Here is a 26,138-nt window from a genome sequence, read left to right on the forward strand (position 1 = left end):
GATGGCTGCATTTGAGCCTCAACGACGGTTTATTTATTTACTTTTTAACCGTCAACGAGGCGTTGCCGTCGTTGAGGACTTTAAAAACGCTATACATATTTCATCAAGATTTTGATGCTTGATAAAATCACTAATAGGGCTACAAGTATCATCATAGGTTTGCGAGGGATTTTTTTAGTGAGCTTACTTCCTAGTGGTGCAGCCACAACACCTCCCAAAATCAGACCTGCAATGACGTACCAATGACTCACTCCAATACTGAAAAAAAGCACTGTCGAAGAAATAAAATTGATAAAAAACTTAGCTAAACTAGATGTTCCGACAACATAACTCACTCCTTTTCTTTTACTCATTAAGGAAGATGTTACAATTGGTCCCCAACCACTTCCAGAAAAAGCTGCTGCAAATCCTCCTACTAAACCTAAAAGCCCTAAATGTTTGGATTTTTTAGTTGTAGAATCCGACCTAAAAGAAACAACTAACAAGCGCAAACCCACAAATAAAGTATAAATTGCCAATAGCAAATAAGCCAGTTGATTGTATTTATCTCCCAAATAAATGAGTAAAAGTGCGCCACTAATCGCTCCTATCATTCCAAAACCAACAAGCCAGTAGAGCATTTTCTTATTGACATTCCCGAAACGATAATGCGAATATCCACTGATGGCATTCGAAAACACGCCCGACATATTTACACTACTACTAATGGCTGGAAGGGCAATTCCTCCCCACATCATAGCCGTAGCACAAACCACACAATAACCCATTCCAAGACTTCCATTGACAAGTTGCGCCAAAAATCCAATCGCTATCATCTCAAAAAACTCTGTCGGAATCTGAAAAACAAAAGTTTGTAACTCATTCGCAGACACAAAAACTGAAAGTCCATAGCCAATAAAAAAAGTCAGAAAAGCAATAGAAATTACCCAAGTGAGTCGTATATATTTTTTTGACTGAGGAGTTATTTCAAGCGTTTCAATAGGTTCTACTGTTTCTATTTTTGGATTGTTTGGTTCTATTTCACTTTGAGCAGGAAGTGCATTCAAAGATTTTGTTATTTTGCTAAGTTGGAAGAGTTTATTTTGAAAGTCTCCTTTGAGTGTATTTCGGTAGTCGTGCAATTCCAAAATTGTTTCATCAATCGTTTCTGGAAGTGCTTCCTCAAAATATTCTCTCATTCGACGAGCAAGAATAGGCGATTTTCCATTGGTAGAAATGGCAATTTTTAGATTTCCTTTTTGGATAATCGAACCCAAATAAAAATCACATAAATTTGGCTGGTCGGCTGCATTTCCTAAAAGTTTTCGCTCATTGGCTAAGGATTTTATATGTGCATTAATTTTTGAATCGTTTGTAGCAGAAATAACTAGCTCAACATCATCCAAATCACTCGGTTCGAATGCTCTTTCTGCATATTCAATGTGTGGATAAGCTGCCAATATTTCATACATTTCTGGAAAAATTTCAGTAGCTATGAGCTTAATATGTGCTGTTGGATTCTGTTTGAGAAGTGTCCTTATTTTCTCAATACCAACATTTCCACCACCAACAAGCAAAAATCGTAAGCGTTCTGTTTTCAAGAAAATAGGAAAAAGTGTATTTGACATAGATGGTAAAAATGATAGGATAATTGGAATCAAAAATCGTCTGATTTAACCGTCGTTGAGGCTTCGCCGTCAACGAGATTTTAATTTTAGCTACCTCAACGACGGCAAAGCCTCGTTGACGGTTGAAAAAACAATTAATTAGCAGAAAAGAATTTTCTGTAACTGAAATCTCCAAAATTTTCATTTGGTTTTCTTTCGTTTACATATTGAGAAAATAGGCTGTCTATTTCGGTAAGAATTTCAGATTCACTCAATTTTTCTTTGTAGAGTTGATTTAATCTTTCCCCGTAACGGTCGCCTCCAAGCATAAAATTATACTGTTCTGGAGCAGTTCCGATAAAACCTAATTCGGAAACATACGAACGCCCACAACCATTTGGACAACCTGTCATTCTGATACTTACCTCCTCTTCTTGAAGTCCATATTTTTCCAATAAAGGTTCTATTTTCGAAACTAATTTTGGCAAATAACGCTGTGCTTCTGCCAAAGCCAAAGGACAAGTAGGCAAGGCAACACACGCCATAGAATTTTTACGCAAAACACTATCTTGCTTTTCTATTGCAAACTTTTCGATTAGATTTTCAACTTTAGATTTGTTTGCTTCACTTATTTCTCCCAAAATCAAATTTTGATTACACGTAAAAATGAAATTCGAAATATCTAATTGAGCCACTTGATGCAAAAATTCTTTTTGATACGATTTTACTCCTCCATTTTCTACGAAAAGTGTATAAAACCATTTACCTTCATGATTTTGCTGCCAACCATACAAATCTGAACGTTCTGTAAATTTGTATTCTTTTGCTGGTAGAAATTCAAAACCGATACGCTTTTCAAGTTCTTTTTTGAAATTTTCTACTCCCATTTTGTCAATCGTATATTTCAAACGAGCTTGTTTTCTATCCGAACGATTACCAAAATCTCTCTGAATCGTTAGCACTTCATAAGTAGCTTTCAATATTTTTTCTTCGCTATCCAAAAATCCTAAAACAGTTCCCAAACGAGAATACGTATTTGGATTTCCAAAAGTAGCCGACAAACCACCACCAACTGCCACATTAAATCCTTTCAATTCATTGTCTTCAATGTGTGCAATCAGTCCCAAATCATTCGAAAAAACATCTACATCATTTGAAGGAGGAATGGCAATCGCAATCTTGAATTTTCTAGGCAAATAACGGTCTTCATACAAAGGGTCAGCTTCTTTAGAACGCTCATAGACTTTTTCATCATCTATCCAAACCTCATAATACGATTGTGTTTTTGGCAATAATAACGTAGAAATTTTATTACCATATTCATATATTTCTTGATGCAAAGGAGAAACTTTTGGATGTGCGCTGACCATCACATTACGATTTACATCGCCACAAGCTGCAATAGAATCTAATTTTGCCAAATTAAAGGCTTGGAGAGTTGGCTGTAATTGATTTTTCAAAACACCATGTAATTGCAATGTTTGGCGAGTTGTAATTTTGAGAACGCCTGTTCCATATTGCTCCGAAATTTCGTGAATAGCAAGCCATTTTTTTGAATCAATTGCTCCCCCTGGAATACGCAAGCGAATCATAAACGAATAGAGTTTGTCTAGTTTTTTAGCTGCTCGTTCGACACGACGGTCTCGGTCGTCTTGGACATACATTCCATGAAACTTTACTAAACCTTCGTCATCTGGACGAACATTTCCAGTAAAATTGTCTTTCAAACTTTCTTTTATTGTTCCACGAAGTCCGTCGCTACCCGTCTTTATGGTTTCTAATGGAGATAATTTATTGCTCATTTTTGATTATTGTTTTAGTGATTTAATGTGCAGTGTGTTCGTTTCCTCAGAAACGAACATATACGCTTTCTCAGAAGCGTCATGCTTGTGTTAGTCAAATCACGCTTCTGAGGAAGCGTTTCATTCAGTTCTGAGGAACTGAACGCACTCAATACACATCTTTTTGATACTTGCCTTGCTCTTCCAAATCTTGCAAAATCTGTTTTGCTGTTTGTGTATCTACATTTCTTTGCTCAGAAATAATCTGAATCAATGTATTTTCTACATCTTGACTCATCGGATTTTTTTGTCCACATACATACAAAACTGCTCCTTCTTCTAGCCATTGATTGACTTCCTTTGCCTTTTCTTGTAAGCGATGTTGTACATAAATTTTTTCGGCTTGGTCTCTTGAAAAAGCTGCATCAAACTTTGTAAGCAAACCTGTTGCAATCCATTCTTGAATTTCGGTTTGATAATAAAAATCTAATGTAAAATACTGTTCTCCAAAGAATAACCAGTTTTTGCCTTCATCTCCTGTTGCATCTCTTTGAGCTAAAAAACTGCGAAAAGGAGCAATTCCTGTTCCTGCACCAATCATAATAATGGGTGTATTTTTGGTTGGAAGACGGAAATTAGAATTGGAATGAACGTAAAAATCAAATTCAGTTTCTAGTGGAAAATCTGCCAAAAATTGCGAAGTTAAACCTGTTTTGAAGTCATTTTCTACCTTGAATTTATCTAAAGTAACTGTCAAATGAACTTCCCCCTTATTAATATCATCGTCGTCATCTTGATGTGCTTCTGAAGAAGAAGAAATAGAATACAAACGAGGTGCAATCGGCAATAAAATTTCTAATATTGAATCAATTTTGAGACTTGAAAAAGCAGGAATTTGTGTCAAAATATCAATCAAATCCGTTTTATCACTTTGCATTTCAAAATTATCTACATTTATTAATTTCAAAATTTTGGTAATAGAATTTTTACTCAATCCTTTTATATTTCTGATTTTGAGCCAGTCGTAAAGTGTTTTGTTTTCTCCTTTAAGAGTCAAAAAATGATTTGCATCTTCTTGAAAATAAGTAAGGATTTTATCAATATCTGTTTTACTATTTTTGGCAATAATTCCCAAAGCATCTCCAGATTGATAGGCAACTCTTTCATTAGTTGCAATTTCGATATGATACGTTTCTTTGTTCGAACCTCTATCATTTAAAATTACTTTATGAAAAATTTTGCCTTTATAATTCTTCTTAACTGATGAAACTGCTGTTGAGGGAACAGATAAAATCTCATTTTCTACAACTGAATTATTTTGCCACTTCTGAAAAAAAAATTGTAAGTCTTGTTCCCACTTTTTAGCAACTGGCACAAAATCTACATCTGACTTTACTAGAGATAAAATTCTTTGAGCTTGTTTTTTTTCAAAAAGTGTATCTATCAAATTTCCAGCTTCACAAAAAAGAGGATACGAAGAATCTCCCAACGCAAAAACAGCGTAATTTAGATGAGAAAAATTTTCTTTTGAACTATTCAATTTGTCATAAAAAGCCTTTGCATTTTGTGGTAATTCGCCTTCACCTTGTGTGCTGATGACAAACAAAACAAAATCTTCTTTTGCTAGTTTTTTTATATCGTAGCCAAATACGTCAGCCACTTTGGCTTTAATTTTTGACTTTTTGAAAGAAGTAAGTAACCCAGTAGCCACTTTTTTGGCATTTCCTGTTTCTGTTCCATATAGAATTAATGGTTTTAGTGTTTTGACAGGAAGTGAATTTGGTTTATTTTCAATGGTATTTTGAGAAACATTCTGACGGTCTGAAAAACCTGCCAAATATCCTTTTGTCCAAATCAGTTCCTCATGAGAAACATTTTGCACAAATTCTTGTAATACCGATAATTTAGATTCAGACAGCATATTTATAAGTGTTTTTGTGATTGTCAAAATAAGATTCTACAAAAGAAGAAGCAGGAAAAGGCGTTTGTTTTTCTTCTAACCAAGCAAATTCGTGATGCAAATTCACTACTTTTCCTACAATAATTAGAGTAGGAACATGCTCAAATTCTGGTAGCGTTTTGTACTTCAATTCTTCAAAAGAAAAGACCGTTGTTTTTTGCTCTGGCGTAGTAGCTTGCTGAATAATGGCTATGCCTTTTGATGTATCAATTCCGTTTTTCAAAAACTGATTTGTGAGCTTTTCCAATTTCAAACCACTCATATAAAAGACAAGTGTGTCCTTTGTTTCTGCCCAATCCGTCCATTCTTTTTGCGTAATATGATTGAGATTATACAAAGTCAGAAACCGAACACCTCTTGAATGATTGCGAGCTGTCAGAGGAATAGCCGAATAAGCAGCAGCTCCAAAAGCAGCCGAAACACCCGGAATAATTTGATAGGGAATGTCATTTTTTTTCAATATTTTGAGTTCATCTAAAATATTAGAAAACAAAGAAGCATCTCCTCCTTTTAATCTCAAAACCTGTTTTCCTTGCAAGGCATATTCTACCATCAATAAATTAATTTCCTCTTGTGGTGTATGAATTCCTTTGCTGCACTGCTTTCCTACATAAATAATTTGAGCATCTTTTCGTGCTTCTTTTTCAATCAAAAAAGGTGAAACCAAACGGTCTGTCAAGATTATGTCTGCCTTTTGTAGTGCTTTTAGAGCTTTTAGTGTGATGAGTTCAGGGTCTCCCGAACCTGCTCCTGCTAGAGTTACGTATCCTTTAATCATAGTTTTTCTGATTATTTTTGAATTATTTTTTAGAAAAAAGTTCAATAAAGGCAGTAGTAAAGAGCCTCAACAAAAGAAGATTCTTGAAAATCCTTTTGTAATTTTTGCTTTTTCTAAAATGATGGATTGAAAGTTTTTTGAGGTTAGAAAATAGAAGTCAAAGTCAGATAGATTATCTGACACTTAACACTATTTTTCTGATAGCTGGTTGATTGTTTTTGTATCACAGACTTCCTAGTCTGTGCAATTTTTTAATTCAAAGAAGCTACAAAAAGATTTTTTTCAATCTGCAAAGAAACAGGCGTTTGATTTTGCAAATTATCTCCTACTGGGCAACGTCTTTCAATTTCGTATAACCATCCTAATAATTCAGTTTCAGTAGCAGTAGTTTGAGGTTTCAGACTAACTTCAATGCGATGAAAGCCTGCTCGTTCTGTTGTATTTTCTCCTAAAAGTTTAGAAGGATTAAGCTCTCCAGAAACATTTATTTCTAGTTTTTTGAGTACAATATTAAGTTCTTGAGCTACTATATGAGCTACCACATTCAGACAACCTGCATAGCCAGCCAAAATATATTCGACAGGGTTTGGGTATTCATTTGTTCCACCTAATTCAATAGGCTCGTCGATGGTGAGTTCGAATTCTCGGCTTTTTCCTGTGAATTTTGCTGAGCTTTTATTGACTCCTTGAAATGAGAAAGAAAGTATAGACATTTTTTCGTAAATTTGAAAGATTGAAATAAGTAAAACACAAGAGGCTGCAACCTCGTTTTATGCAAATGATAATCAGAACCTTGTTTTCTAGCCAAAACAAGGTTTTTTTATGCAAACCTATAAGGTTTTCAAAAACCTTATAGGTTTGAACGGCTTGAACTAAGCCAAAACAGGAGCAAACACTTTTTCAAACGCATTGATAAAATCGCCTTTGATGTCGTCAATGTATTCAATACCTACCGAAACTCTCAATAAAGTTGGATGTACACCTGCTTTTAATTGGTCTGAATCGGAAAGTTGCTGATGTGTAGTTGAAGCTGGATGAATAATAAGCGTTTTTGCATCACCTACATTTGCCAAATGACTAACAAGCTCTAAGCTATTTACAAATTTTTCAGCATTTTCTTTTCCTCCTTTGATTTGGAAAGATAAAACTCCACCAAAACCATTTTTCAAATATTTTTTTGCTAATTCGTTATATGGACTACTTTCCAATCCTGGGTAATTTACTTTTTCTACTAATTCGTGGTTTTCTAACCATTTTGCAAGCGCAAGAGCATTTTCAACGTGGCGTTGAACACGAAGTGAAAGAGTTTCTAAACCTTGAAGTAATAAAAATGAATTAAAAGGACTAATTGCTGCACCAAAATCTCTTAAACCTTCTACTCTAGCACGAATAGCAAAGGCAATATTTGGCAATCCTAGTGGGTTTCCTTCTCCAAAAGTTTCCCAAAAATTAAGTCCGTGATAACCTTCTGATGGCTCAGAGAATTGTTTGAATTTACCGTTGCCCCAATTATAATTTCCTCCATCAATGATAACTCCTCCAATACTTGTTCCGTGTCCACCAATCCATTTTGTAGCTGATGCTGTTACTACGTTTGCGCCATGCTCTAAAGGACGGAAAAGATAACCTGCTGCACCAAATGTATTATCGACAACTAATGGAATATCATATTTTTTTGCTAAAGCTGCAATTGCTTCAAAATCTGGAATATTAAACTCTGGATTTCCGATAGTTTCTAAATAAATAGCTTTTGTGTTTTCGTCAATAAGTTTTTCAAATGCAGAAACTTCGCTACCTTCTGCAAAACGAGCTTCAATTCCGATGCGTTTGAAAGCTACTTTAAATTGATTGTAGCTACCACCATATAAGTAAGAAGTAGAAACAAAATTATCTCCAACTTCCAAAATATTATTGAGTGCTGTAAATTGTGCAGCTTGTCCAGATGCAACAGCAAGAGCAGCAACACCACCTTCAAGGGCAGCAATTCGCTTCTCAAAAACATCTGTTGTAGGATTCATTATACGGGTGTAAATATTACCAAACTCTTTGAGAGCAAACAGATTAGCTCCGTGTTCTGCGTTATTAAAAACGTAAGAAGTAGTTTGATAAATTGGAACGGCACGAGAGCCTGTTGTTGGATCAACTTCTTGTCCTGCATGAAGTTGTAGTGTATCGAAATGCAATGGTTTGTTTGACATAGTTTGTAGATTTTAGAGTGACAATTTGTAATATTATCGCTTTATAGAAAAATAAAGATTAGATTAAGTAGTATAAAATATACTTATTCTTTTTTTGTATAAATAAGTATATTTTAATAAAAATTGTAGGTACAATTATTTTTTTAATAGATTTTGTAAAATTTCAAGCTAAAATAAAATAATTTAGTTTTGCAGAGTTGCAAAAAACATTCTCCTTTTAGGGAAAGTACAAAAAACAAGAAAATTAATAGAACCTAAGGAAGAAATTAACAGCAACAACAACAGCACATAACCTTTGGAGTGGCTATATGAGAAAAAGAATAAGTAAGAAAATTAGAGGCAATAGAAATTACCTTTGCATTTAATGATGTTGTGGTATTGGTTTGCTCAAGTAGTGAACTTGAGAAGGCATTTTGTAGAATCTGTATAAACATGATAGTTAGAATTTATATGTCCTAAATTCTTTTTGAATTAATCTTAATTTCAAAAAGAAAAAATTTGATTTAGGCAGGAATTAGCACCTTGCTGTTAGCAGGTTGCCAGTACATCATTGAGCCTGTTCTCTCTGTACTTCTTTATAAATCTCATACACTTTGGTAAATCATATAAGTCTGATTTGACTAAGTGTAGTTGAAGTGTGATACAATGATACGATGAGTTTTTTTATTATCCAAATAAATCTACAAATTCAATGTTAAATAATTGTTAAACTCACTTTTTTAATCAAAAAACACAAATAAATAGTATTAAATTTATATTTATTGATTAATAATTCAAAATAATAGAGTAAATATATAATCTGATAAAATAATTCTTTACAATAAAATTGTTCTGAACTTATTATATTGAAACAGGGCATTTTCACAAAAAAATATGAATTCGTCTTTGTTTATTCATTTCCTCATAAGTATTATTTATAAAAACATTAGACTTATGAGGAAACATTTTATTCAGTTCTGTGAACGACGTAGTCCTCAGCGAAGCTAAACTGAACATACTATTTTATAAACTCTATTTATTTACGATTCGACTTCAAAATATCTGCGACATCTACAAAAGTTTCTCCACCACCCGAAATAACAGGCAGTTTTCCATCCCATTTTTCGATAGCTTTCAATCTCAAAAGTTCGTCATCTAATGATAATTGAAGTAATTTTTGTGCGTCAGATTGTGCTTGCGCTCTAACTCGTTCTTGTTCTCCTTCTGTACGAATACGCTCCAAATCATTGAGAGCAGTTAATGCTTTTTGTTCTGCAATTTGTTTTAATTCAATAGCCGAGTTAAATTCTGGTGAAAAATTAAAATCTATAATTGAAAAATCAGTAACAATAATATTATTTTGAGCAAGACGTTTTTTGATATACTCATATACATCTTCTTTTACAGCAGGTCTTTTTGTAATCAATTCCTCAGCTGTATAACGAGCAGCAGCCGATTTTATAGATTCTTGGATAACGGGTTCAATAATGGTTCGCTTATAATCTAGTCCTAAATCTCTATAAATAACATTTGCTTTTTCTTTAGATAAAAAGAAATTAAGTGCTACTTTAGAAGTAACAGGTTGCAAATCTTTAGAAGAAGCAGATGCAGATGCTTCCATTTTCTGAACACGTACATCAAGCTGAATAACCGTCGAAACGAAAGGATTCACAGCATGCATTCCTTCGGGAAGTAAAATATCTTGAACTGCCCCAAAATTAGCCACTACACCAATTTGTCCAGATTCAACAACTACAAAAGTTCTGAATAAAAACACGAGAGCAACTATAATAACAACAAAAGTTCCGATTCCAAAAAAGACTGTTTTGGGAGATATTGAGGATTTATTTCTTGAATTAGCCATATATATTAAGGTGTTTTTTAGTAAAAGGTAATTTTGATTTATTATTTAAGCAATATAACGGAAAATAACTGATTTGGGTTAGTATTTTACTTTTCGTCCTCTCAAAATAGCTTTTGGTATAAAATATTAGTCTAAGTAAATAGAAAGTCAGAATTTAGAGTAAGTTATTCAATCACTCTAAAAAAACAGACAATAATGAAAAAACTAAAATTTACTATTTGGTATGTTCTTACCTTAGTTTTTTATGGAATGTGTATAACAATTTCATTTTCTCAAAATGCTACATCAATTAATAGAAAAAGAGCAGGAGGTTTGTATCTATTGCAAGGTTTTAGAAATCAAAATTTTTCTCAAATAAACTCCCAACTTAATTTTTCTGATTTTGCTTCTTCCAAAGAAATAACACACGTTTTTGGAGCAGGTGGTTATGGTTGGTTTGGTCGTTTTAAAGTAGGAGGGGAAGGAAATTATATCCAAAACTCAAATGCAGATAATAACAAAAATACTGATTTAAAAGGCTTTGGAGGAAATATTTATACAAGTTATTTACTCAATCCAAACTCTAAAATACATATTTTGCCTTTAATAGGATTAGGAGGAGAATCAGTTATTTTATCATCAAATAGAAATAATTTAGTAGCTACAAATTTTTCACAAGCACTAGAACAACCTCAAACGCTACAACTAAAGACAGGTAGTTTTTATCTCAAAACGGTCTTACAATTTGAATACAAAGCACAAAGAAGTGTCATGGGTTTTCAAGTTGGTTATCAATATGCTCCTTCTCAAAAATGGCAAATTGCTAATCGTTCGTTTGAGAATGCTCCTTCTTCTACCCTTTCTAACTTATTTTTACAATTTAGTTTTGGTTTGGAATAGGAGAAATGAAGTCTCACAGTTGATAAAAATAATAACATTTAAACTTTACATAGTATGATTTTTACAAATATTATTCATAGTCCAGTAGGAACAGTTCATTTAATTGCTGCTATTATCGCTATGATAACAGGACTTTTTGTTATTTTGAAAGGACATAAAGGAAATACCTCTCATAAAAAAATCGGTTACATTTATGTAGTTGCTATGCTTTTTCTCAACGGAACTGCTTTTGGAATTTATAATTTTGGTTCTTTTTCTATGTTTCATTTCTTTTCTGTAATCAGTTTAATGAGTCTAACATTTGGAATGTTGCCCATGATTTTGAAATGGTCTAACAAAATACGTTTTCATTATCGTTTTATGAGCTGGTCAGTTGTGGGACTTTATGCTGCTTTTGTGGCAGAAGTTTTTACTCGTTTTATCCGTTTTGAGTTTTTTTGGGTAGTTGTAATGATTGGAACACTACTCGTTTCTATAGTAGGAGGCTATTTAATAGAAAAAAATGCAAAGAATTTTATAAAAAAATTTTAAAAAATGAATCAAAAGACTATCAATTTTCTAAAAAAACACAAAGGGCATATTCTTTTTTGGGTAGTGTATTCTGTCTTTTGGGCGATAGTTAGTTATGAAAAAGAAGCTCCTTTTTGGCAATTATTTTTGATAAATTTTTCTTTTTTAATTGGACATGCAGCAGCTTCATACATAGGAATTTATGTTTTGTTACCTCGTTATTTTAAGACTAAAAAGTATGTTTTACTATTTTTTTTATCGCTCGTTAATTTGTTATTTTTTAGTAGTATAATTTCTTTAGGAATGTTTTTGGCTTTAAAATTTAACCAAGAAAATTATAGTTGGATTTGGCTTCCTAGAAATTGGTTTAAACAATTTTTTCTTTCTACTTTTTGGATTATGGCTATTTTTATGGCGTGGAAAGGTTTACAAGAACGACGAAAAGCAGAAAAACGAAACACAGAATTAGAAAAAGAAAAACTACAAAACGAAGTTCATTTTCTAAAGGCTCAACTTAATCCTCATTTTTTATTTAATGCTCTCAATAGTATTTATTTTCAAGTAACAAAATCACAAGAAGAAGCTCAAGAATCATTACTTATCTTTTCTGAAATGTTGCGCTATCAACTTTATGACTGCATAACTGAAAAGGTAGAACTAAAGCAAGAGATACATTATCTCAAAAATTATCTAGCTATGGAAAGTTTAAGAAAAGGCAAAAGAGTCAAAATTCAAACTCACTTAGATGTAAAAAATAAAAGCATTTTAGTTGCGCCATTACTTTTTTTGCCTTTGGTTGAAAATGCATGTAAGTGGGTTTCGATGGAAAAGGAAAAACAAAATTTCATTACTATTATTTTAAAAATCAAAGAAAATAATTTATTCTTTTCAGTAGAAAATAGCCGTTCAGATGTTATACTCAATAGAAATTGGTTTTCGAAAATTGGACGTGAAAATTAGGGGCTAAAAGTGTTTCTAGCTCATCTTTATAATCAACGATATATTCAAAAAATGCAAGGACATTAGTCCTAAATTTTTCAAATGTATTGTAGTATTCATAATCAATTATTTTCTTTCTCATCAACTTCCAAAGTCTTTCAATTAAGTTTAAATTAGGCGAGTAGGCAGGCAAGTAAATGAGTTCTATTTTAGAGCCATATACCCAGTCTTGCACCAAATAAGATTTGAAATAGGAGGCTTGGTCTAAGACCATATACACCTTGCTTTTATCTAAATACGCTGCTTCTACTTTATCTAAAAATTCTCTTACACTCTCTGAATCAACTGTTTCTGATTCACTAATGAGTATATCGCTTGGATTTTGAATGTTTACTGTACCTGTCAAATTTATGCGCTTTCTACCACTACTACTTTTAATTTCTCTTTCCTCTCCTATTGGAATCCAAGCATAATTACTTCGGGTATTCCATTGAGGATGAACAGCATCTGCGTAGAGTAGAACAGCATTTTCTGAATCTAAACGCTCTATCAAAGCCTCTATATCTTCTATAAAGTGAGTTTGAAGTTCTTTATCAGCTTTAGCAGGAACTGTTTTTGTCTTTTTATAAGAAAAACCTAGACGTTTCATCAAACTAGGAAGACTTTTAATAGCGTAATCAATACCTAAATTTTCTTTTATCCAATAAGCAATAGACTGGCAGTTTTTATGCAAGTGAGAACGAAGTTCTTTATCTAAAGCTGCCAAATCAAAACTATCCAACTTACCCCAAAAACCTAAATAATTAGAAGAAATAAAACTAGAAAGACCACAGGAATTATAACTTTTTACATAATTATAAACACTACTTAAATCAACACCTAAAAGCTCTGACAACTCCTTTGCTGACTTACCTTGGTCAAGACCTAAAAGAACAGTACAACGAATATAGTCCTTCTTTCCTGAAGAACTTTTACGATAATCTTTTAAAATATCTCGTTCAGAAATACTAAGTTGAAAATTCATAAGCTAAAAATAATCAAAATTTAGATATTTTTGAAATCTAATTACGGATGAGTATAAATTAGAAACACAAAATGAAATTTCAAAGAAGGGAGGAATAGGGCAACAAAATTTAGCACGAAGATTAGAATTACTTTATCCAAAAAAACACTGTCTTTCTTTTCAACAAAATTCAAATACCTATATTTCAATTTTGGAATTGGATTTGGAAAATAACTTTTAAACAGATAATGGTATTAAGATGTATAGCAAATTATCGAATGCTGTTGTTGGTGTCGCTTCACTAAAATACCAACAACGGTATTTAAAAACTTTTATAACAAAATTCTTATCTTACTCTTGTCGATGTGATGTCCCCATTGAACACTTTCAACTTACTCAAAAATGAATAAAAAAATCACTTGTTTAGTCGTAGATGATGAGCCTTTAGCACGAGAAGGACTAGCAGAATATATAAAAAGAACTCCGTTTTTAGAACTTGTTGGAATGTGTGAATCTGCTTTAGAATTAATAGAAAAATTAAATTCTCTTTCTGTAAATGTTATCTTTTTGGATATAAATATGCCAGAACTTTCAGGAATTGATTTTTTACGCTCTGTGCCTACTGAAAAACGTCCTTTTGTAATTCTGAACACAGCTTATTCTGAATATGCATTAGAAGGTTATCAGCTTGATGTGTTAGATTATTTAGTTAAACCTATTTCGTTTTCACGTTTTTTGAAATCTGCTCACAAGTTACAAAAACGAATTGATGATGCTTATAAAATAGAAAATCAAAAATTAGCTACTTTTTTCTTTATCAAAATAGATAATCGATTAGAGAAAATTAATTTTGAGGAAATTCTTTTTATTGAATCAAAACGTAATTATATAGAAATTCAGACAGAAAAAAGAGGAGTGTTTGTGACTTATCTAACATTACAAAAAGCAGAAGAAGAGCTTCCCAAAAAAGATTTTTTACGTGTTCAAAAGTCATTTATTATTTCCAAAAATGCTGTTGAGAGTATCGAAGGTAATCAAATAATAATCAAAGACAAGAAAATAGCAATCAGTAGAAAAAATACGCAAGAAATTATTAATGAAGTAACTCAAAATAGTTTTTTGAAAAAATAAAAATAAGGAAACTATTGGCTTTCAAGTACACTAAAAGCGAATCAAGATAGGTTAAAATTTATGGCTCTTCCGACAATTTAGCGAAATTATTAAAATAGTGTGCGTTCGTTTTAGCTTCGCTGAGAACGACGTAGCCCTCAGCAAAGCTAAACTGAACATACTATGTTTTTTCCAAATGCAACTATTATGCTTCTAATCAGTCTCTCCTTATGAATTTCTGTTCTATTTTATGACAGACAAAAAAAATACAATCTCTAAACAACAGTCATTTCTGTGTCTTCTACTTCCAAAATTAAATTCTTGCTATATGCACTAGACGGAGTTTGATAACCTATTTTAAAATCTCCATTCAAAATCTTTTCAGTAATTAATAAAGAAGTAATCGAAGTGAGTTTATAACCTTCTGGTGTAATTAACCTAGCTTCCACCGTATTTATCCCATCCATTACTTTGCCCCACAAATAACTATTATTAGAGTTTCTTTTTTCTTCATTAGGTCCTTTTTCTCCTGCTTTGATTTTCTTTTTAATAAAACTTTTCACAAAATCATTTTTTAGCACCAACGAAAAATAACCACTTACTTCCATTGCTTTGATAGCCTTTGGAGGTTGTGCCATAAAGACTTTTATATTTGGAATTTCTGTGGAATGAAAAGCTGTCGAAACATCACCCCAGGGGATAGTGACGGAAGTCATTTTTTTAACTCCATAATCTATTGTTCTGACCTCATAAGCTGTTTTTACTTTTTTGATTTTTCCCTTTTCACGAATCATTCCTCCTTCACCTGCATTTTCTACCATGGTAAGTGCTGTTCCTTGTGAAACGCCTCCTAAGCCCATAAAGGCAAGCTCTAAATGTGTAGCTGTTGGCAATTCATCTTTCAAAAATTTAGACAAACAATCTGATGGAACAACATCAAAACCAACTCCTGACATAATCATAATTCCTGCTTCTTTGGCTGCTTGGTCTTGTGTTTTGACATACTCAAAAACATCAATTTCACCTGTAATATCTAAATAATGTGTTTTTGTAGCAATACAAGCAGGAACAAATTCTTTTACTGTTTGTGTAAAAGGACCTGCACAGTTGAGCAAGACATCTACATTTTGCAGTGCAAGTTTGACAGCCGTTTTGTCTTTAGCTTCGAAAGCAATCCATTTTAAACCTAATTTGTTGGCTAAGGCTTGTGTTTTTTCCACATTTCTTCCTGCTAAAATAGGTTTGAGTCCGTTTTTGACAGCTAATTCTGAAATAAGCTCACCTGTATAACCGTAAGCACCGTATATTAAAAAGTTTGATTTGGTCTTCATAATGAATACTACTATTTGAATAGTTTTTGTTATTTTTAGAAAAATATCTAATAAAGATAAATCTATTCTAACAAAGATTTGTTCAAAATCAAATTATATCATTTTCTAATTTTTATGAAAAAACAAACTCAGCTTAGTCAGACAAAAATGGAGAAAGAACTTCCGAAAGAACTTGCTTGGATAGATAAAACTTCGACAGCTTTAGATGATATTTTCAAAATTCCTGCGACAAATTTTCGCTTTGGACTTGATCCACTTATAGGACTTGTGCCTGTGGTAGGAGATTTTTTGGGTTTTGCTATTTCTGTTTCTATGGTTTTGGCGATTGTTCGTCATGGCGTAAGTTTACCTGTTTTGACTAAGATTTTGGGAAATATTACCTTTGATTATTTAGTAGGTTTGTTTCCTTTTCTAGGAGATTTTCTTGATGTTGCTTTCAAATCTAACAGAAGAAATGTAGATATTTTGAAAGAATATTATACTTCTGGAAAACATACCGAATCTAGTAAATATGTGGTTTGGTTTGCTGCAATAGGCTTTTTAGTGCTGTTAGCTGGGTTTGTAGGAGGAAGTGTTTATCTGACTTGGCAGGTTTTGAGTAGCTTTTTGGGAAATTTATAATAAAATATACTATTAGAAACTGCATGATACTTTTACTCAACTAGATTTCAAAAATATGATTTACTTCATTTATCCAATCAATCATTATTTCAAGCTGCTTTTGAGTTGTAATCTTGATAATTTGAATAGATTGAACAGCATTTGTAGTAAAGATAATTTTTGCTTGATTTAATTCTTGCTTTGTAATTGGTTTTTCTTCAATAGAAATTTCAAATTTTGTCTTACTATAATTCTTTAATTCTCTATCTACTATATAATTTCTCATTGTTCCCATTACGCCCCCTTCAGAAGACGGAGGAGTGATAAAATGAAGTTTATTATTTTCCTTGTTTCTTTCATTAGATAACTTTCTATCCAAAACAAAAACATTTGCAGCTCCTACTTCTGCAATTCTATTTTGATTATTTAATAAAAAAACTTCATCTGCCTGTTGCTCTTTTCTGTATTTTCCTGCCAAAACATAAGGAAGTGCATCTGTTTTTTTAAAAGGAGAAAAAGTAGAAGGAAAAAGTGGTAACTCATCAAAAAAAACGTAGCTTCTTTGTAGTGTTTCTAAGTCATTATTGTTTTTACTTAAAAAATTTATTTTAGGAATTTCTTGTAATACAATTACAAACTCAGGTGTTGAACTTGTTGGTGTATACAGTCCACCTTCACTTCTAAAAACGGTCAAACGAGCTTTAAAATCAGCAACTCTGTTTTCACCTGTATTTATAGGAATTGTTAAAGTCGCAGTTTTCAGAATCTCATCTTTCAAAAAATCACTTTCTAATTTATCATATCCAAATGCTTCCATTCCTTTCGAAAGGCGTTCGAAATGATAGTCCCATAATGGAATAGAATAATTTATTGATTCATTTTCTATACTTTTCACAATTCGAATCGTTTCAAAAAGTGCGTCAGCATAACTAAAAGCTCTATTTTGTGCAGAAAAAAGAAGTGTGTTTTTGTCTTGATAAATTTTTCCGTTGTGATTAAGCATAATGATTTAATTACCTTCTGTTATCATCATTTTCCATCATAGAAAGATAACTATTGTATCTACTTTTTGCAATATCACCACTTTCTACGGCTGCAATAACAGCACATTGTGGTTCTCTCAAATGAAGACAATTGTCATATTTACATTGATTTAAAAGCTCTCTCATCTCTGGAAAATAATGGCTGATTTCTGCTTTTTCCATATTCATAAGACCTAATTCTTTTATACCTGGGGTATCGATAACAAAGGTATTTTCAAAGATTTCAAACATTTCTGAAAAAGTAGTGGTGTGAAGACCTTTTTCTGTATAATCCGAAACTTCTTGGGTGGTTTGAGTAATTTCTGGAGAAAGACGATTTAAAAGTGTTGATTTCCCTACTCCTGAATGCCCTGAAACCAAAGACACTTTGTCTTTCAAAATGTTTTCAATTTTTGTAATATCTTCATCTTCTGTCGCAGAAATAGCCATACAAGTATATCCGATTTGCTCATAACGCTGCATCATTTTGGATTGAACAAATAATTCTTCTTCTGAAAGTAAATCTATTTTATTAAAAATCAAAACTCCCGGAATTCGAAATGCTTCTGCTGCCACTAAAAAACGGTCTATAAATCCAGGTGAAGTACGAGGCATAGCGAGGGTAACAACTACAATTGCTTGGTCAAGATTGGCTGCAATGGTATGAGCAAATCCATCTTTTTTAGGAGATTGACGGTTGATATAATTTGTTCTTTTATCTATTTTTTCTATCAAAACAGTGTTTTCATCTTTGTCTTCCAACACGATTTGTACTCTATCGCCAACAGCTATCGGATTGGTTACTCTATCATTATTTAATCTTAACTTTCCTCGCAAACGACCTCTATATCTGTGATTATCGTCTGCCAAAACATCGTACCATAAACCTGTTGAGCGCAAAATGAGTCCTTTCATAAATTTTTTGTTGAAAATAGTCGGTAGAAATACCGACAACGGCAAGGGTTTTATAATTTATTGTAAAATTACCTTTTTAATCTGTGATTGTAGTATCTAAAAACAAATAAACTCTAATTTGGTAATTAGAGTTCGAAAATAGTTGAAAATATTTTATGAAGTACTTATTAAAAGTCAAAGCAATTTTAGAATTAAGTGGCTGGATTAAAATTTGATAATTTTTAAAAAGTTTTTTTCAAAAAAAGCAAACCACAATTCAAATTATAATAAATGCAGTATTTTAAAAACCATTTGCCTAGTAAGTAGAGTTCTATTTTTATTTTTTTACACTTTTTATAAATAAAAAAGTATTAATATTTTTTTGCTTTGTAAAATCCTATAAACTTTTTTTTGTAATATACGTTCAGTAGAAAAAAACCTATCCTAAATAAACAATTATGAATATTCTTCACAAACCTGTGTATAAATTTTACTCCCTTGGTATAAGGGGAAGATTTAGATTTTTTCTTTCTGTTTTTTGTATTCTAACTATACTTCCTTTTTCTAGCTGTTCGGATACAAATGATAGCTGGGAACAGATAAATTCTGAAAAAGTATTATTAGCAGCTTCTTCTAATACTTCTGTAAAAAAAAATGAATTTGAGCAAGTGCTTGAAAAATTTTTAGCCATTTCATCAGACAACGAACTTAAAGAATATATTCATCCCCAGTTAGGTTTTTATGTTAATCACAAACCAGGGGCAATTTCTCTTGTCGAACATTTTACAGATTTAGATGAAGTATATGAACAACTTCCTCACTTAGAACCTTATTTCAAACAATTTAATGGAAAAAAACCAAAGAATGAAGAAAGTCCAAAGTTTGACTGTGAAGTTTTTTCAAAAGAAGGAACATTTTATCAAAAAACAGTTTCATTTAATGAAATAGAAAAAGGTATAGAAATCAATGAGAATATCATTGAAAAAGTCCACTCAGAAAAAGAAAAAGAATTTGCTAAACAAACAGATAAAAAAGTGAGTCATGTAGTTGTATTGACAGATGATTATCTAGAAATTGGATTTACTTCTATTAACGGAAAATGGTATATGTTGTGGTTTAATTTAGCCAAATTTGATTGTTCTGCTTAAAAAAAACATTATTTCAATTTTAGAGAATCGCTCAAAGATGCTTTACGAGCTTCTAAAGTATCCTCTACAATAAACAAAAAAAGTTCAGAACGTTTGGGTACTTTCATATAATAATTGTAATTTCTCCTAAAAGAGATTGAATCTAAATCGTATTTTTTATAGATATTATATCTATATTTTTCAAAACGCATAAGTTTGGACTCATTAGGATCATATTGCTGTACTACGGCAGATTCAGCTGTTAGAATATCAGCAATTATTTGTACAAATGTTTCTCTAGGCAAGATACTGTCAGGAACAGTTGAAGACACAAAAGAATAATCTGTACTTTTATTTTTCTTTCCACAAGAAGAAAATACAGAAATACTAATCAATAGAAAAATAACGAATAAAGGAAATGATTTCATGTAAAATAGTTTGAAGTAATTTTTTACAAAAATGCGATAAAATCTACTACTTATCTACTTTCTAATCTATTTTTTAAGAATCAATTAGGTAAAGAAGAAATTTTTAATAAAAATTCAGGTTTAGAGAACAATTAACTGTAAGGAAAATCCTATTTCTAGCAAAAGAATAGAACTAAAAATTCCACTCTTATTTTTTTGCAAAAAAACACAAAATTATAGCACAACAAATTTGTAAAAAAGAGAGATAAAAACTACCTTTGCAATCCGTTAAAATAATAATTGCATAAAATTTGCAAGTTATTTTAATGAAAAGTTTTAATACAGAAAACAACTTAAAAAGTAGTTATTAGGAGATAATTACACAACTATAAAACTTTATAAATTCTATTTAATTCTAATTATTTTAGAATTATTAGAATAAAAAATATTATTTTTCTCTACTTAATTAAGCATAATTAATTATAGAAAAAATTTAAAACTCATTTATTTCATTTAATAAAACTCATTTTATATGTTATCTATCAATGTAAAAGACAACGAGTCTATTGACAAGGCTCTAAAACGTTTCAAAAAGAAATTCGAAAAAGCAGGTGTATTACGTACAGTTCGTAGCCGTAACTACTTCGAAAAACCATCAATTAGCCGTCGTACTGAAAAAATCCGTGCAGCTTATCGTCAGAAAATGCAAATGCAAGACGAAGAAATGTAGATTTCTTTTAGAGCTATCATTCTAAATGATAAAAAGTTCTATTATAAATTTATATAAAAAGGCTTTTATTTTTTAACTTACTTGCTAAGTTGAGAAATAGAAGCCTTTTTTCTATTTAATTTAATAAAACAGGCATTCGTGTCTGTTAAAAACAATTAGTATATGAGTTTCTTAAAAAAAATAGTTTTTACAGTCTGTTTCTTTATTCTACTACAAACAAGTCTTTCTGCACAAATATTGAATATAGAAAAAGAAAGACAAGAAATAAAGACCACTGATTCGACAGTTTGGAGAGGGAATTTTATTTTTGGTTTTGATTTGACACGCCAACAAAATACCGTTTTACAAATTGATAATGATGACTATTTACTTTTAATGACACCAAAACATGCTTATATTTGGATAGGACATATTAATCTTATCAAATCAGAAGGCAAAAATGTGATTAGTGAAGGTTATTTTCATCATAGAACCAATTTTTGGAGAAAAAATAAACTTTCGGCTGAGGTTTTTACACAGTATCAGTACAATGAAACAAGAGGACTTATAAATCGTGGACTTTTAGGCGCAACGCCACGTTTGTCTCTGAAAGCTTCAGAAAATTTAGATATTGCCATTGGAACAGGTGCAATGTATGAATGGGAAGAATGGAATTTGAAAGAAAGTTATGCACTTACTCGCCTTGTAAAGTCTACCAATTATATAAATTTGCATGCAAAATTTAATAAAAATTCAGAGCTAATGTTTATTGCTTATTATCAAGCTCGTTTTGATAGATTTTTTCATCCCCGTATTATTGGCGATGCTAATTTTAGAGCAAAAATTTCAAAACATATTTCGTTTAACCTTCATTTTATTCCTTATTACGATGCTGCACCTGTCATTCCTATCGAAAAATGGAATTATGAAGTTACCTCTGGCATAGGAATTCAGTTCTAAAAATAAACAAAGTCAGGAATTCCATTCTCTATTTTCATTTTCTTTATTTTTATCTAAAAAAGCCTGTGCTAAATCTATATCAAAATGATTTGAAATATCTAAAAGATAATTGAGAACATCAGCAAGTTCGGAAGCTAGTTCTACTTTTGTTTTTTGTTGTTTTTCTTCTGTGTCTTGTGTTTTTTGAGTATGCAAATTGGTATGATTTCGAATTGCTTTTGCTACTTCTCCAATTTCTTCTGTCAAGAGTAAAAAAAGCTGTGAAGGCGAATTTTTGTCCCACCCTCTTTCAACACAAAGTTCTTTTATATAAGTTTGAAAATCTTTTAAATCGTTGGTTTGTGGCAAATTTGGCATAAGTTCAGAATAAAATTAATTTAGAAATTGTATTTACAATCAGTTTTATTAAAATGCTATTTTTAGTTGATACTGTTTTGAAGGAGTTAAAAACAGCTTATTTTAGATAGCAAGATAGACAAATTATTTTAGGCACTTTAAAAAACTAATTGTATATTGTAGTGTATTTGGATAAATATTTTTGAAATTTGCTCTATTTTTAATTTTTACTAGTAGCAAATGCATGTCTCAATTTTTGTGATTTAATATACTAATGCAAAAACGCTTTTCACTCTCATCACTTTCAGGAACTATTCAATTTTCGTACATACTAATTATAATTATGTTAGCCTGTACTCTTTTGCTTGTCATTTGGAGAGGAAATTCTCTTTTTAAAGAGCATGAAGATTTGTATAAAATGCGAAGTATGAAATATCATGCTAGTGAGTTACGAAATTCTATCAATTATTCTTTTATGTTGTTGCAACTTTATGCACAATATGATACAGTTCCAAATAATGAGGAGTTGTATTATCGGACAGCTTTAGATGTTTTTGATAATGCAGTAGTTCATTTTGACTCTATCCAAACATTATCAAAAGGAGAAGTAGAAACAGTATTGGAAATCAAACCTATAATGAATCAGCTCAATACGAAGTATGATCACCTAAGAAAATTTTCAGAAAAAGGAGATCCTCTCAAAAATTATCTTCGGATAGATATGATAGGTTTAATCAAAACTATCAATAAGAGTATAGAACTACTAATTTTAGATGAAAAAAATAAAGAAATTGAAGCAAGAGAAGTTTTGAATAATAAAATTATAAAAAATAATTACTTTGCTATTCCTCTTTTTCTTATTATTATCATTACCACTTATTTTTTGGGTAGAAGAGCCTTAAAAAAGGTATTGGAAGGTTTAAACCTAACCCACAAATACATACATTCACTTTCAATAGGACAAATACCTTCTTCTGTTATTATACTCCCTACCGAATTTGGACAGACTTTAACTGACATTCGAAAACTGACACAAGGACTAGAAGAAGTAAAAGACTTTGCTCAAGAGGTGGGAAAACGAAATTTTAAGAAGAAAATTGACATTTTTCCAATTGATTCAGAACTAGGCGAGGCCTTACATAAAATGAAACTTAGCTTGGAAGAAGTAGCCAAAACTGAATATGAAAGAAATTGGCAAAATCAAGGTGTTGTAGAAATGGGGCAAGTAATTCGAAAACACACTGAAAATATGCAGGTACTTTGTGATGAACTTCTTTCCAATTTAGTAAAATATATAGATGCACAACAAGGAGCAATATTTCTTCCTTCAAATCAAGAAAAAACATTAATCTTGCGTTCTGCTTATGCGTATGGAAGGAAAAAATTTATAGAGAAAGAAGTCAGAAGTGATGAAGGAATTTTAGGAGAAGTTTTTCAAGATGCAGAACGAATATTTATGACAGATATTCCAGATAATTATACTCAAATTAGTGCTGGTTTAGGAGAAGCAAAGCCAAATAGTGTATTGGTTGTGCCATTAAAAGCTCAAGAAAAAGTATTAGGGGTATTAGAAATAGCTGCTTTTAATACATTGACAGAAGTAGAAATTAGATTAGTTGAACGTACGGCTGAAATATTAGCGGCTTCTATTTCAAGTGTAGCAAATGCTGAAAAAATGAAAAATTTGCTAGAAAAGAGTAATTATTCAGCACAACAAATGAGCGCACAAGAGGAAGAGCTTCGCCAAAACACAGAGGAGCTAATGGCAACTCGTGAAGAGTTGGAGAGACAATTAGTAGAAATAAAGTCACAAGTAGAAGAAAAAGATCATATTTTTGAAAATAGTAATCAAGCATTTGCTTTTGTTGATCCTTCTGGAAGACTTTTAAGAATTAACTATTCTTTTGCACAACTTTTAGAGTTTAATAAAGAAGAATTGTTAGGAAATCCAATTAGTAAATTTGTGCCTGATTTGCGTGGACTTAATAAACATGCCAAAAGAGACAGCGAAAAAGTAATGTATCATGTCTATAAAGCGACTACAAGAGGTAAAAAAGAACTTTCTCTTTTAGCAAATGTTACTCGTTTGGAATTGAATAAAGAAATTGTATTTATGATTGGTATGGCAAATATTCCTTCTGAAAATGAGCTTCGACAAGAAAATAAAACTACCCTCATAAAACAGTAGTAGAAACCCCAAATTATTTTCATTTCAGAATTTTAGAAAATAGCAAATAAGGGTTATCATAAACTTTCTAAGTTGGGTAATAAAATTGTAAGCGTCTAAAATAAAAAAATCAAAATAATTTTGTACCTTTGTGCTTTGAAAAAACGACTTACTTTCAGTGGTAAGTTATTCATATTCAATAGTTTAATCAATCGAATTATTCGCAAAAAATGTTTTATATCAAATTATTTCATAATTGTAATTAAAGCATTTTATATAATCATAAATTCCTTCTATGTTAGATGTTTCAAATTTAGGCTTACAGTTTGGTAAGCGTGTTTTATTTGATGAAGTAAATTTAAAGTTCACAAATGGCAATTGTTATGGTGTCATTGGTGCAAATGGTGCAGGAAAATCAACTTTCTTGAAGATTATTTCTGGAGAAATTGACCCTACTCGTGGTAGCTATTCTATGCAACCAGGGGCACGTATGGCAGTTTTGAAACAGAATCACTTCGAATATGATGAGATTCCTGTTTTGCATACTGTTTTGATGGGACACCGTCCTTTGTGGGATATTATGCAAGCAAAAGATGCTATTTATCAAAAGCCTGATTTTTCAGAAGAAGATGGAAATAAAGCTGCTGAATTAGAAGCAAAATTTGCAGAAATGGATGGTTGGAATGCTGAAAGTGACGCAGCCAATCTTTTGAGTGGCTTAGGAATTACGGAAGATAAGCATTACAAATTAGTCAATGAACTTGACGGAACAGAAAAAGTACGTGTTCTTTTGGCGCAAGCTCTTTTTGGAAATCCTGATGTACTCTTACTAGATGAGCCTACCAACGACTTGGATATTGAAACAGTTATGTGGTTGGAAGATTTCCTAGCAAATTTCAAAAATACAGTTATTGTAGTTTCTCACGATAGACACTTTTTAGATACAGTTTGTACGCATATCGTTGATATTGATTTTGCAAAAATTCAAATGCACACAGGAAACTATACATTCTGGTACGAATCAAGTCAGCTTGCACTTCGTCAGAGAAATGATAGAAACAAGAAAGCAGAAGATAAAAAGAAAGAATTACAAGAGTTTATCGCTCGTTTTTCTGCCAATGTTGCCAAATCGAAACAAGCAACTAGCCGTAAGAAAATGTTGGAAAAACTCAATATTGAAGATATTCAGCCTTCTACACGTAAATATCCTGCGATTATTTTTGACCAAGAACGTGAAGCTGGAGATATTATCCTAGAAATAGAAAAGTTATCCAAAACTTCTGCTGATGGTGATCGTCTTTTTCACGACATCAATCTTTCTATCAACAAACATGATAAAGTAGCTGTTTTGTCAAAAAATAGTTTGGCTGTTACTGCATTTTTTCAAGTTTTGATGGGCGAACTAAAAGCTGATGAAGGAACTGTAAAATGGGGTGTAACCATTACACCAACTTATTTGCCAAATGAAAATCATGATTATTTTACAGATAATCTCAATCTTGTAGATTGGCTTCGTCAATATACAAAGACAGAAGAAGAAAGAGATGAAACTTTTGTACGTGGATTTTTGGGTAGAATGCTTTTCTCAGGAGAAGAAGCCTTAAAATCTTCAAATGTACTTTCAGGTGGTGAAAAAGTACGTTGTATGCTTTCAAGAATGATGTTACAGCGTGGAAATGCCTTGGTTTTAGATGAGCCTACCAACCACTTAGATTTGGAATCTATTACAGCTTTCAATAATGGTTTGAAGAGTTTTAAAGGAAGCGTTCTTTTTACTTCTCATGACCACGAGTTTACAGAAACTGTTGCTAATCGTATTATTGAAATTACTCCAAACGGACTCATTGACAGAATGATGACCTATGACGAATACATCACAGACGAATCTATAAAAGAACTTCGTAAGACTATGTATCAAGGTGTAACTGCAAAATAATTGGTAAGCAATTTATAAGTTATATAATAAAATCAGATAATCGTGAGGTTATCTGATTTTTC

23 protein-coding genes and 1 riboswitch are annotated in these 26,138 nt (G+C 31.6%); of the genes, 10 read left to right on the plus strand and 13 right to left on the minus strand.

Annotated features, from left to right (window positions below; genetic code table 11):
* Positions 1-89: 89 nt before the first annotated feature.
* From V9L05_RS00545 to V9L05_RS00575, 7 genes are all read right to left on the minus strand, one after another.
* On the minus strand, positions 90-1,607 hold the full coding sequence (locus tag V9L05_RS00545) for a TSUP family transporter (RefSeq protein WP_338813953.1): 1,518 nt from the start codon (positions 1,605-1,607) through the stop codon (positions 90-92).
* A gap of 134 nt (positions 1,608-1,741) precedes the next feature.
* Positions 1,742-3,388, minus strand: coding sequence for an NADPH-dependent assimilatory sulfite reductase hemoprotein subunit (locus V9L05_RS00550; protein WP_338813955.1), 1,647 nt, complete (start codon positions 3,386-3,388; stop codon positions 1,742-1,744).
* 148 nt (positions 3,389-3,536) lie between these two features.
* Complete coding sequence (locus tag V9L05_RS00555) at positions 3,537-5,288, minus strand: flavodoxin domain-containing protein (protein ID WP_338813956.1); 1,752 nt, start codon at positions 5,286-5,288, stop codon at positions 3,537-3,539.
* Entirely contained in the window at positions 5,278-6,105 is an 828-nt protein-coding gene (gene cobA, locus V9L05_RS00560) for a uroporphyrinogen-III C-methyltransferase (protein WP_338813957.1), read from the minus strand. The genes V9L05_RS00555 and cobA overlap by 11 nt, the downstream gene beginning before the upstream one ends.
* Before the next feature lie 251 nt (positions 6,106-6,356).
* Positions 6,357-6,818 carry an OsmC family protein gene (locus tag V9L05_RS00565; protein ID WP_338791358.1) on the minus strand — a complete coding sequence of 154 codons (462 nt, stop codon included), beginning with the start codon at positions 6,816-6,818 and terminating at the stop codon, positions 6,357-6,359.
* Positions 6,819-6,977: 159 nt separating this feature from the next.
* Entirely contained in the window at positions 6,978-8,303 is a 1,326-nt protein-coding gene (locus tag V9L05_RS00570) for an O-acetylhomoserine aminocarboxypropyltransferase/cysteine synthase (RefSeq protein ID WP_338813958.1), read from the minus strand.
* A 474-nt stretch (positions 8,304-8,777) separates the two neighbouring features.
* Positions 8,778-8,887: riboswitch (SAM riboswitch) on the minus strand.
* A 431-nt stretch (positions 8,888-9,318) separates the two neighbouring features.
* Positions 9,319-10,146: a prohibitin family protein gene (locus tag V9L05_RS00575; RefSeq protein ID WP_338791356.1), complete on the minus strand. Its 828-nt coding sequence runs from the start codon at positions 10,144-10,146 to the stop codon at positions 9,319-9,321.
* 195 nt (positions 10,147-10,341) lie between these two features.
* Here V9L05_RS00575 and V9L05_RS00580 point away from each other — a divergent pair, with 195 nt between their 5' ends.
* From V9L05_RS00580 to V9L05_RS00590, 3 genes are read left to right on the plus strand one after another with little or no spacing between them, the layout of a single operon-like run.
* Positions 10,342-11,025, plus strand: coding sequence for a hypothetical protein (locus tag V9L05_RS00580; RefSeq protein ID WP_338813959.1), 684 nt, complete (start codon positions 10,342-10,344; stop codon positions 11,023-11,025).
* A gap of 54 nt (positions 11,026-11,079) precedes the next feature.
* The gene (locus V9L05_RS00585; protein ID WP_338813960.1) at positions 11,080-11,556 is read left to right on the plus strand and encodes a DUF2306 domain-containing protein; all 477 of its coding nucleotides are present in this window, start codon (positions 11,080-11,082) and stop codon (positions 11,554-11,556) included.
* Positions 11,557-11,559: 3 nt separating this feature from the next.
* The gene (locus tag V9L05_RS00590; protein ID WP_338813961.1) at positions 11,560-12,495 is read left to right on the plus strand and encodes a histidine kinase; all 936 of its coding nucleotides are present in this window, start codon (positions 11,560-11,562) and stop codon (positions 12,493-12,495) included.
* On the opposite strand, the gene V9L05_RS00595 is transcribed toward V9L05_RS00590, so the two are convergent.
* Positions 12,455-13,498, minus strand: a complete 1,044-nt coding sequence (locus V9L05_RS00595) for an IS630 family transposase (protein ID WP_338813962.1) — start codon at positions 13,496-13,498, stop codon at positions 12,455-12,457. The genes V9L05_RS00590 and V9L05_RS00595 overlap by 41 nt on opposite strands.
* 381 nt (positions 13,499-13,879) lie before the next feature.
* Between V9L05_RS00595 and V9L05_RS00600 the strand changes: the two genes are divergently transcribed.
* A complete protein-coding gene (locus V9L05_RS00600; protein ID WP_338813963.1) occupies positions 13,880-14,608 on the plus strand; it encodes a LytTR family DNA-binding domain-containing protein in 729 nt (242 codons plus the stop codon).
* 254 nt (positions 14,609-14,862) lie between these two features.
* Here the strand turns inward: V9L05_RS00600 and V9L05_RS00605 are convergent, their stop codons facing one another.
* Positions 14,863-15,918, minus strand: coding sequence for a saccharopine dehydrogenase NADP-binding domain-containing protein (locus V9L05_RS00605; protein WP_338813964.1), 1,056 nt, complete (start codon positions 15,916-15,918; stop codon positions 14,863-14,865).
* Positions 15,919-16,032: 114 nt separating this feature from the next.
* Here V9L05_RS00605 and V9L05_RS00610 point away from each other — a divergent pair, with 114 nt between their 5' ends.
* Entirely contained in the window at positions 16,033-16,539 is a 507-nt protein-coding gene (locus V9L05_RS00610; RefSeq protein WP_338813965.1) for a DUF4112 domain-containing protein, read from the plus strand.
* Between the two features lie 40 nt (positions 16,540-16,579).
* On the opposite strand, the gene V9L05_RS00615 is transcribed toward V9L05_RS00610, so the two are convergent.
* On the minus strand, positions 16,580-17,521 hold the full coding sequence (locus V9L05_RS00615) for an aminotransferase class IV (RefSeq protein ID WP_338813966.1): 942 nt from the start codon (positions 17,519-17,521) through the stop codon (positions 16,580-16,582).
* Between the two features lie 10 nt (positions 17,522-17,531).
* Positions 17,532-18,455 carry a ribosome small subunit-dependent GTPase A gene (gene rsgA, locus V9L05_RS00620; RefSeq protein WP_338791348.1) on the minus strand — a complete coding sequence of 308 codons (924 nt, stop codon included), beginning with the start codon at positions 18,453-18,455 and terminating at the stop codon, positions 17,532-17,534.
* Positions 18,456-18,892: 437 nt separating this feature from the next.
* Between rsgA and V9L05_RS00625 the strand changes: the two genes are divergently transcribed.
* Entirely contained in the window at positions 18,893-19,582 is a 690-nt protein-coding gene (locus tag V9L05_RS00625) for a hypothetical protein (protein ID WP_338813967.1), read from the plus strand.
* Between the two features lie 8 nt (positions 19,583-19,590).
* On the opposite strand, the gene V9L05_RS00630 is transcribed toward V9L05_RS00625, so the two are convergent.
* Positions 19,591-19,989 (minus strand): DUF4296 domain-containing protein, encoded by a 399-nt coding sequence (locus V9L05_RS00630; RefSeq protein WP_338791346.1) that lies wholly within the window; start codon positions 19,987-19,989, stop codon positions 19,591-19,593.
* 511 nt (positions 19,990-20,500) lie between these two features.
* Here V9L05_RS00630 and rpsU point away from each other — a divergent pair.
* Positions 20,501-20,698, plus strand: coding sequence for a 30S ribosomal protein S21 (rpsU, locus tag V9L05_RS00635; protein WP_338791345.1), 198 nt, complete (start codon positions 20,501-20,503; stop codon positions 20,696-20,698).
* A 162-nt stretch (positions 20,699-20,860) separates the two neighbouring features.
* Positions 20,861-21,637: a hypothetical protein gene (locus V9L05_RS00640; RefSeq protein WP_338791344.1), complete on the plus strand. Its 777-nt coding sequence runs from the start codon at positions 20,861-20,863 to the stop codon at positions 21,635-21,637.
* Positions 21,638-21,649: 12 nt separating this feature from the next.
* On the opposite strand, the gene V9L05_RS00645 is transcribed toward V9L05_RS00640, so the two are convergent.
* Positions 21,650-21,994, minus strand: coding sequence for a MazG nucleotide pyrophosphohydrolase domain-containing protein (locus V9L05_RS00645; RefSeq protein ID WP_338791343.1), 345 nt, complete (start codon positions 21,992-21,994; stop codon positions 21,650-21,652).
* A gap of 253 nt (positions 21,995-22,247) precedes the next feature.
* Between V9L05_RS00645 and V9L05_RS00650 the strand changes: the two genes are divergently transcribed.
* Together V9L05_RS00650 and V9L05_RS00655 are read left to right on the plus strand one after the other, a co-directional pair.
* Complete coding sequence (locus V9L05_RS00650) at positions 22,248-24,161, plus strand: GAF domain-containing protein (RefSeq protein WP_338813968.1); 1,914 nt, start codon at positions 22,248-22,250, stop codon at positions 24,159-24,161.
* 274 nt (positions 24,162-24,435) lie between these two features.
* Positions 24,436-26,076 carry an ATP-binding cassette domain-containing protein gene (locus V9L05_RS00655; RefSeq protein ID WP_338791341.1) on the plus strand — a complete coding sequence of 547 codons (1,641 nt, stop codon included), beginning with the start codon at positions 24,436-24,438 and terminating at the stop codon, positions 26,074-26,076.
* Positions 26,077-26,138 lie beyond the last annotated feature (62 nt).

Origin of the sequence: Bernardetia sp. Wsw4-3y2 (assembly GCF_037126295.1) — a bacterium.
GTDB lineage: Bacteria > Bacteroidota > Bacteroidia > Cytophagales > Bernardetiaceae > Bernardetia.

Bases quoted from the DNA above. Each gene is read 5' to 3' on its own strand.
- V9L05_RS00645 (WP_338791343.1), bottom strand. From the start codon at position 21,994: ATGCCAAATTTGCCACAAACCAACGATTTAAAAGATTTTCAAACTTAT.
- V9L05_RS00585 (WP_338813960.1), top strand. From the start codon at position 11,080: ATGATTTTTACAAATATTATTCATAGTCCAGTAGGAACAGTTCATTTA.
- V9L05_RS00615 (WP_338813966.1), bottom strand. From the start codon at position 17,521: ATGCTTAATCACAACGGAAAAATTTATCAAGACAAAAACACACTTCTT.
- V9L05_RS00640 (WP_338791344.1), top strand. From the start codon at position 20,861: ATGAGTTTCTTAAAAAAAATAGTTTTTACAGTCTGTTTCTTTATTCTA.
- V9L05_RS00570 (WP_338813958.1), bottom strand. From the start codon at position 8,303: ATGTCAAACAAACCATTGCATTTCGATACACTACAACTTCATGCAGGA.
- cobA (WP_338813957.1), bottom strand. From the start codon at position 6,105: ATGATTAAAGGATACGTAACTCTAGCAGGAGCAGGTTCGGGAGACCCT.
- V9L05_RS00550 (WP_338813955.1), bottom strand. From the start codon at position 3,388: ATGAGCAATAAATTATCTCCATTAGAAACCATAAAGACGGGTAGCGAC.
- V9L05_RS00600 (WP_338813963.1), top strand. From the start codon at position 13,880: ATGAATAAAAAAATCACTTGTTTAGTCGTAGATGATGAGCCTTTAGCA.
- V9L05_RS00545 (WP_338813953.1), bottom strand. From the start codon at position 1,607: ATGTCAAATACACTTTTTCCTATTTTCTTGAAAACAGAACGCTTACGA.
- V9L05_RS00605 (WP_338813964.1), bottom strand. From the start codon at position 15,918: ATGAAGACCAAATCAAACTTTTTAATATACGGTGCTTACGGTTATACA.
- V9L05_RS00555 (WP_338813956.1), bottom strand. From the start codon at position 5,288: ATGCTGTCTGAATCTAAATTATCGGTATTACAAGAATTTGTGCAAAAT.
- V9L05_RS00575 (WP_338791356.1), bottom strand. From the start codon at position 10,146: ATGGCTAATTCAAGAAATAAATCCTCAATATCTCCCAAAACAGTCTTT.
- rpsU (WP_338791345.1), top strand. From the start codon at position 20,501: ATGTTATCTATCAATGTAAAAGACAACGAGTCTATTGACAAGGCTCTA.
- V9L05_RS00595 (WP_338813962.1), bottom strand. From the start codon at position 13,498: ATGAATTTTCAACTTAGTATTTCTGAACGAGATATTTTAAAAGATTAT.
- V9L05_RS00610 (WP_338813965.1), top strand. From the start codon at position 16,033: ATGAAAAAACAAACTCAGCTTAGTCAGACAAAAATGGAGAAAGAACTT.
- V9L05_RS00630 (WP_338791346.1), bottom strand. From the start codon at position 19,989: ATGAAATCATTTCCTTTATTCGTTATTTTTCTATTGATTAGTATTTCT.
- V9L05_RS00565 (WP_338791358.1), bottom strand. From the start codon at position 6,818: ATGTCTATACTTTCTTTCTCATTTCAAGGAGTCAATAAAAGCTCAGCA.
- V9L05_RS00655 (WP_338791341.1), top strand. From the start codon at position 24,436: ATGTTAGATGTTTCAAATTTAGGCTTACAGTTTGGTAAGCGTGTTTTA.
- V9L05_RS00580 (WP_338813959.1), top strand. From the start codon at position 10,342: ATGAAAAAACTAAAATTTACTATTTGGTATGTTCTTACCTTAGTTTTT.
- V9L05_RS00650 (WP_338813968.1), top strand. From the start codon at position 22,248: ATGCAAAAACGCTTTTCACTCTCATCACTTTCAGGAACTATTCAATTT.
- rsgA (WP_338791348.1), bottom strand. From the start codon at position 18,455: ATGAAAGGACTCATTTTGCGCTCAACAGGTTTATGGTACGATGTTTTG.
- V9L05_RS00590 (WP_338813961.1), top strand. From the start codon at position 11,560: ATGAATCAAAAGACTATCAATTTTCTAAAAAAACACAAAGGGCATATT.
- V9L05_RS00625 (WP_338813967.1), top strand. From the start codon at position 18,893: ATGAATATTCTTCACAAACCTGTGTATAAATTTTACTCCCTTGGTATA.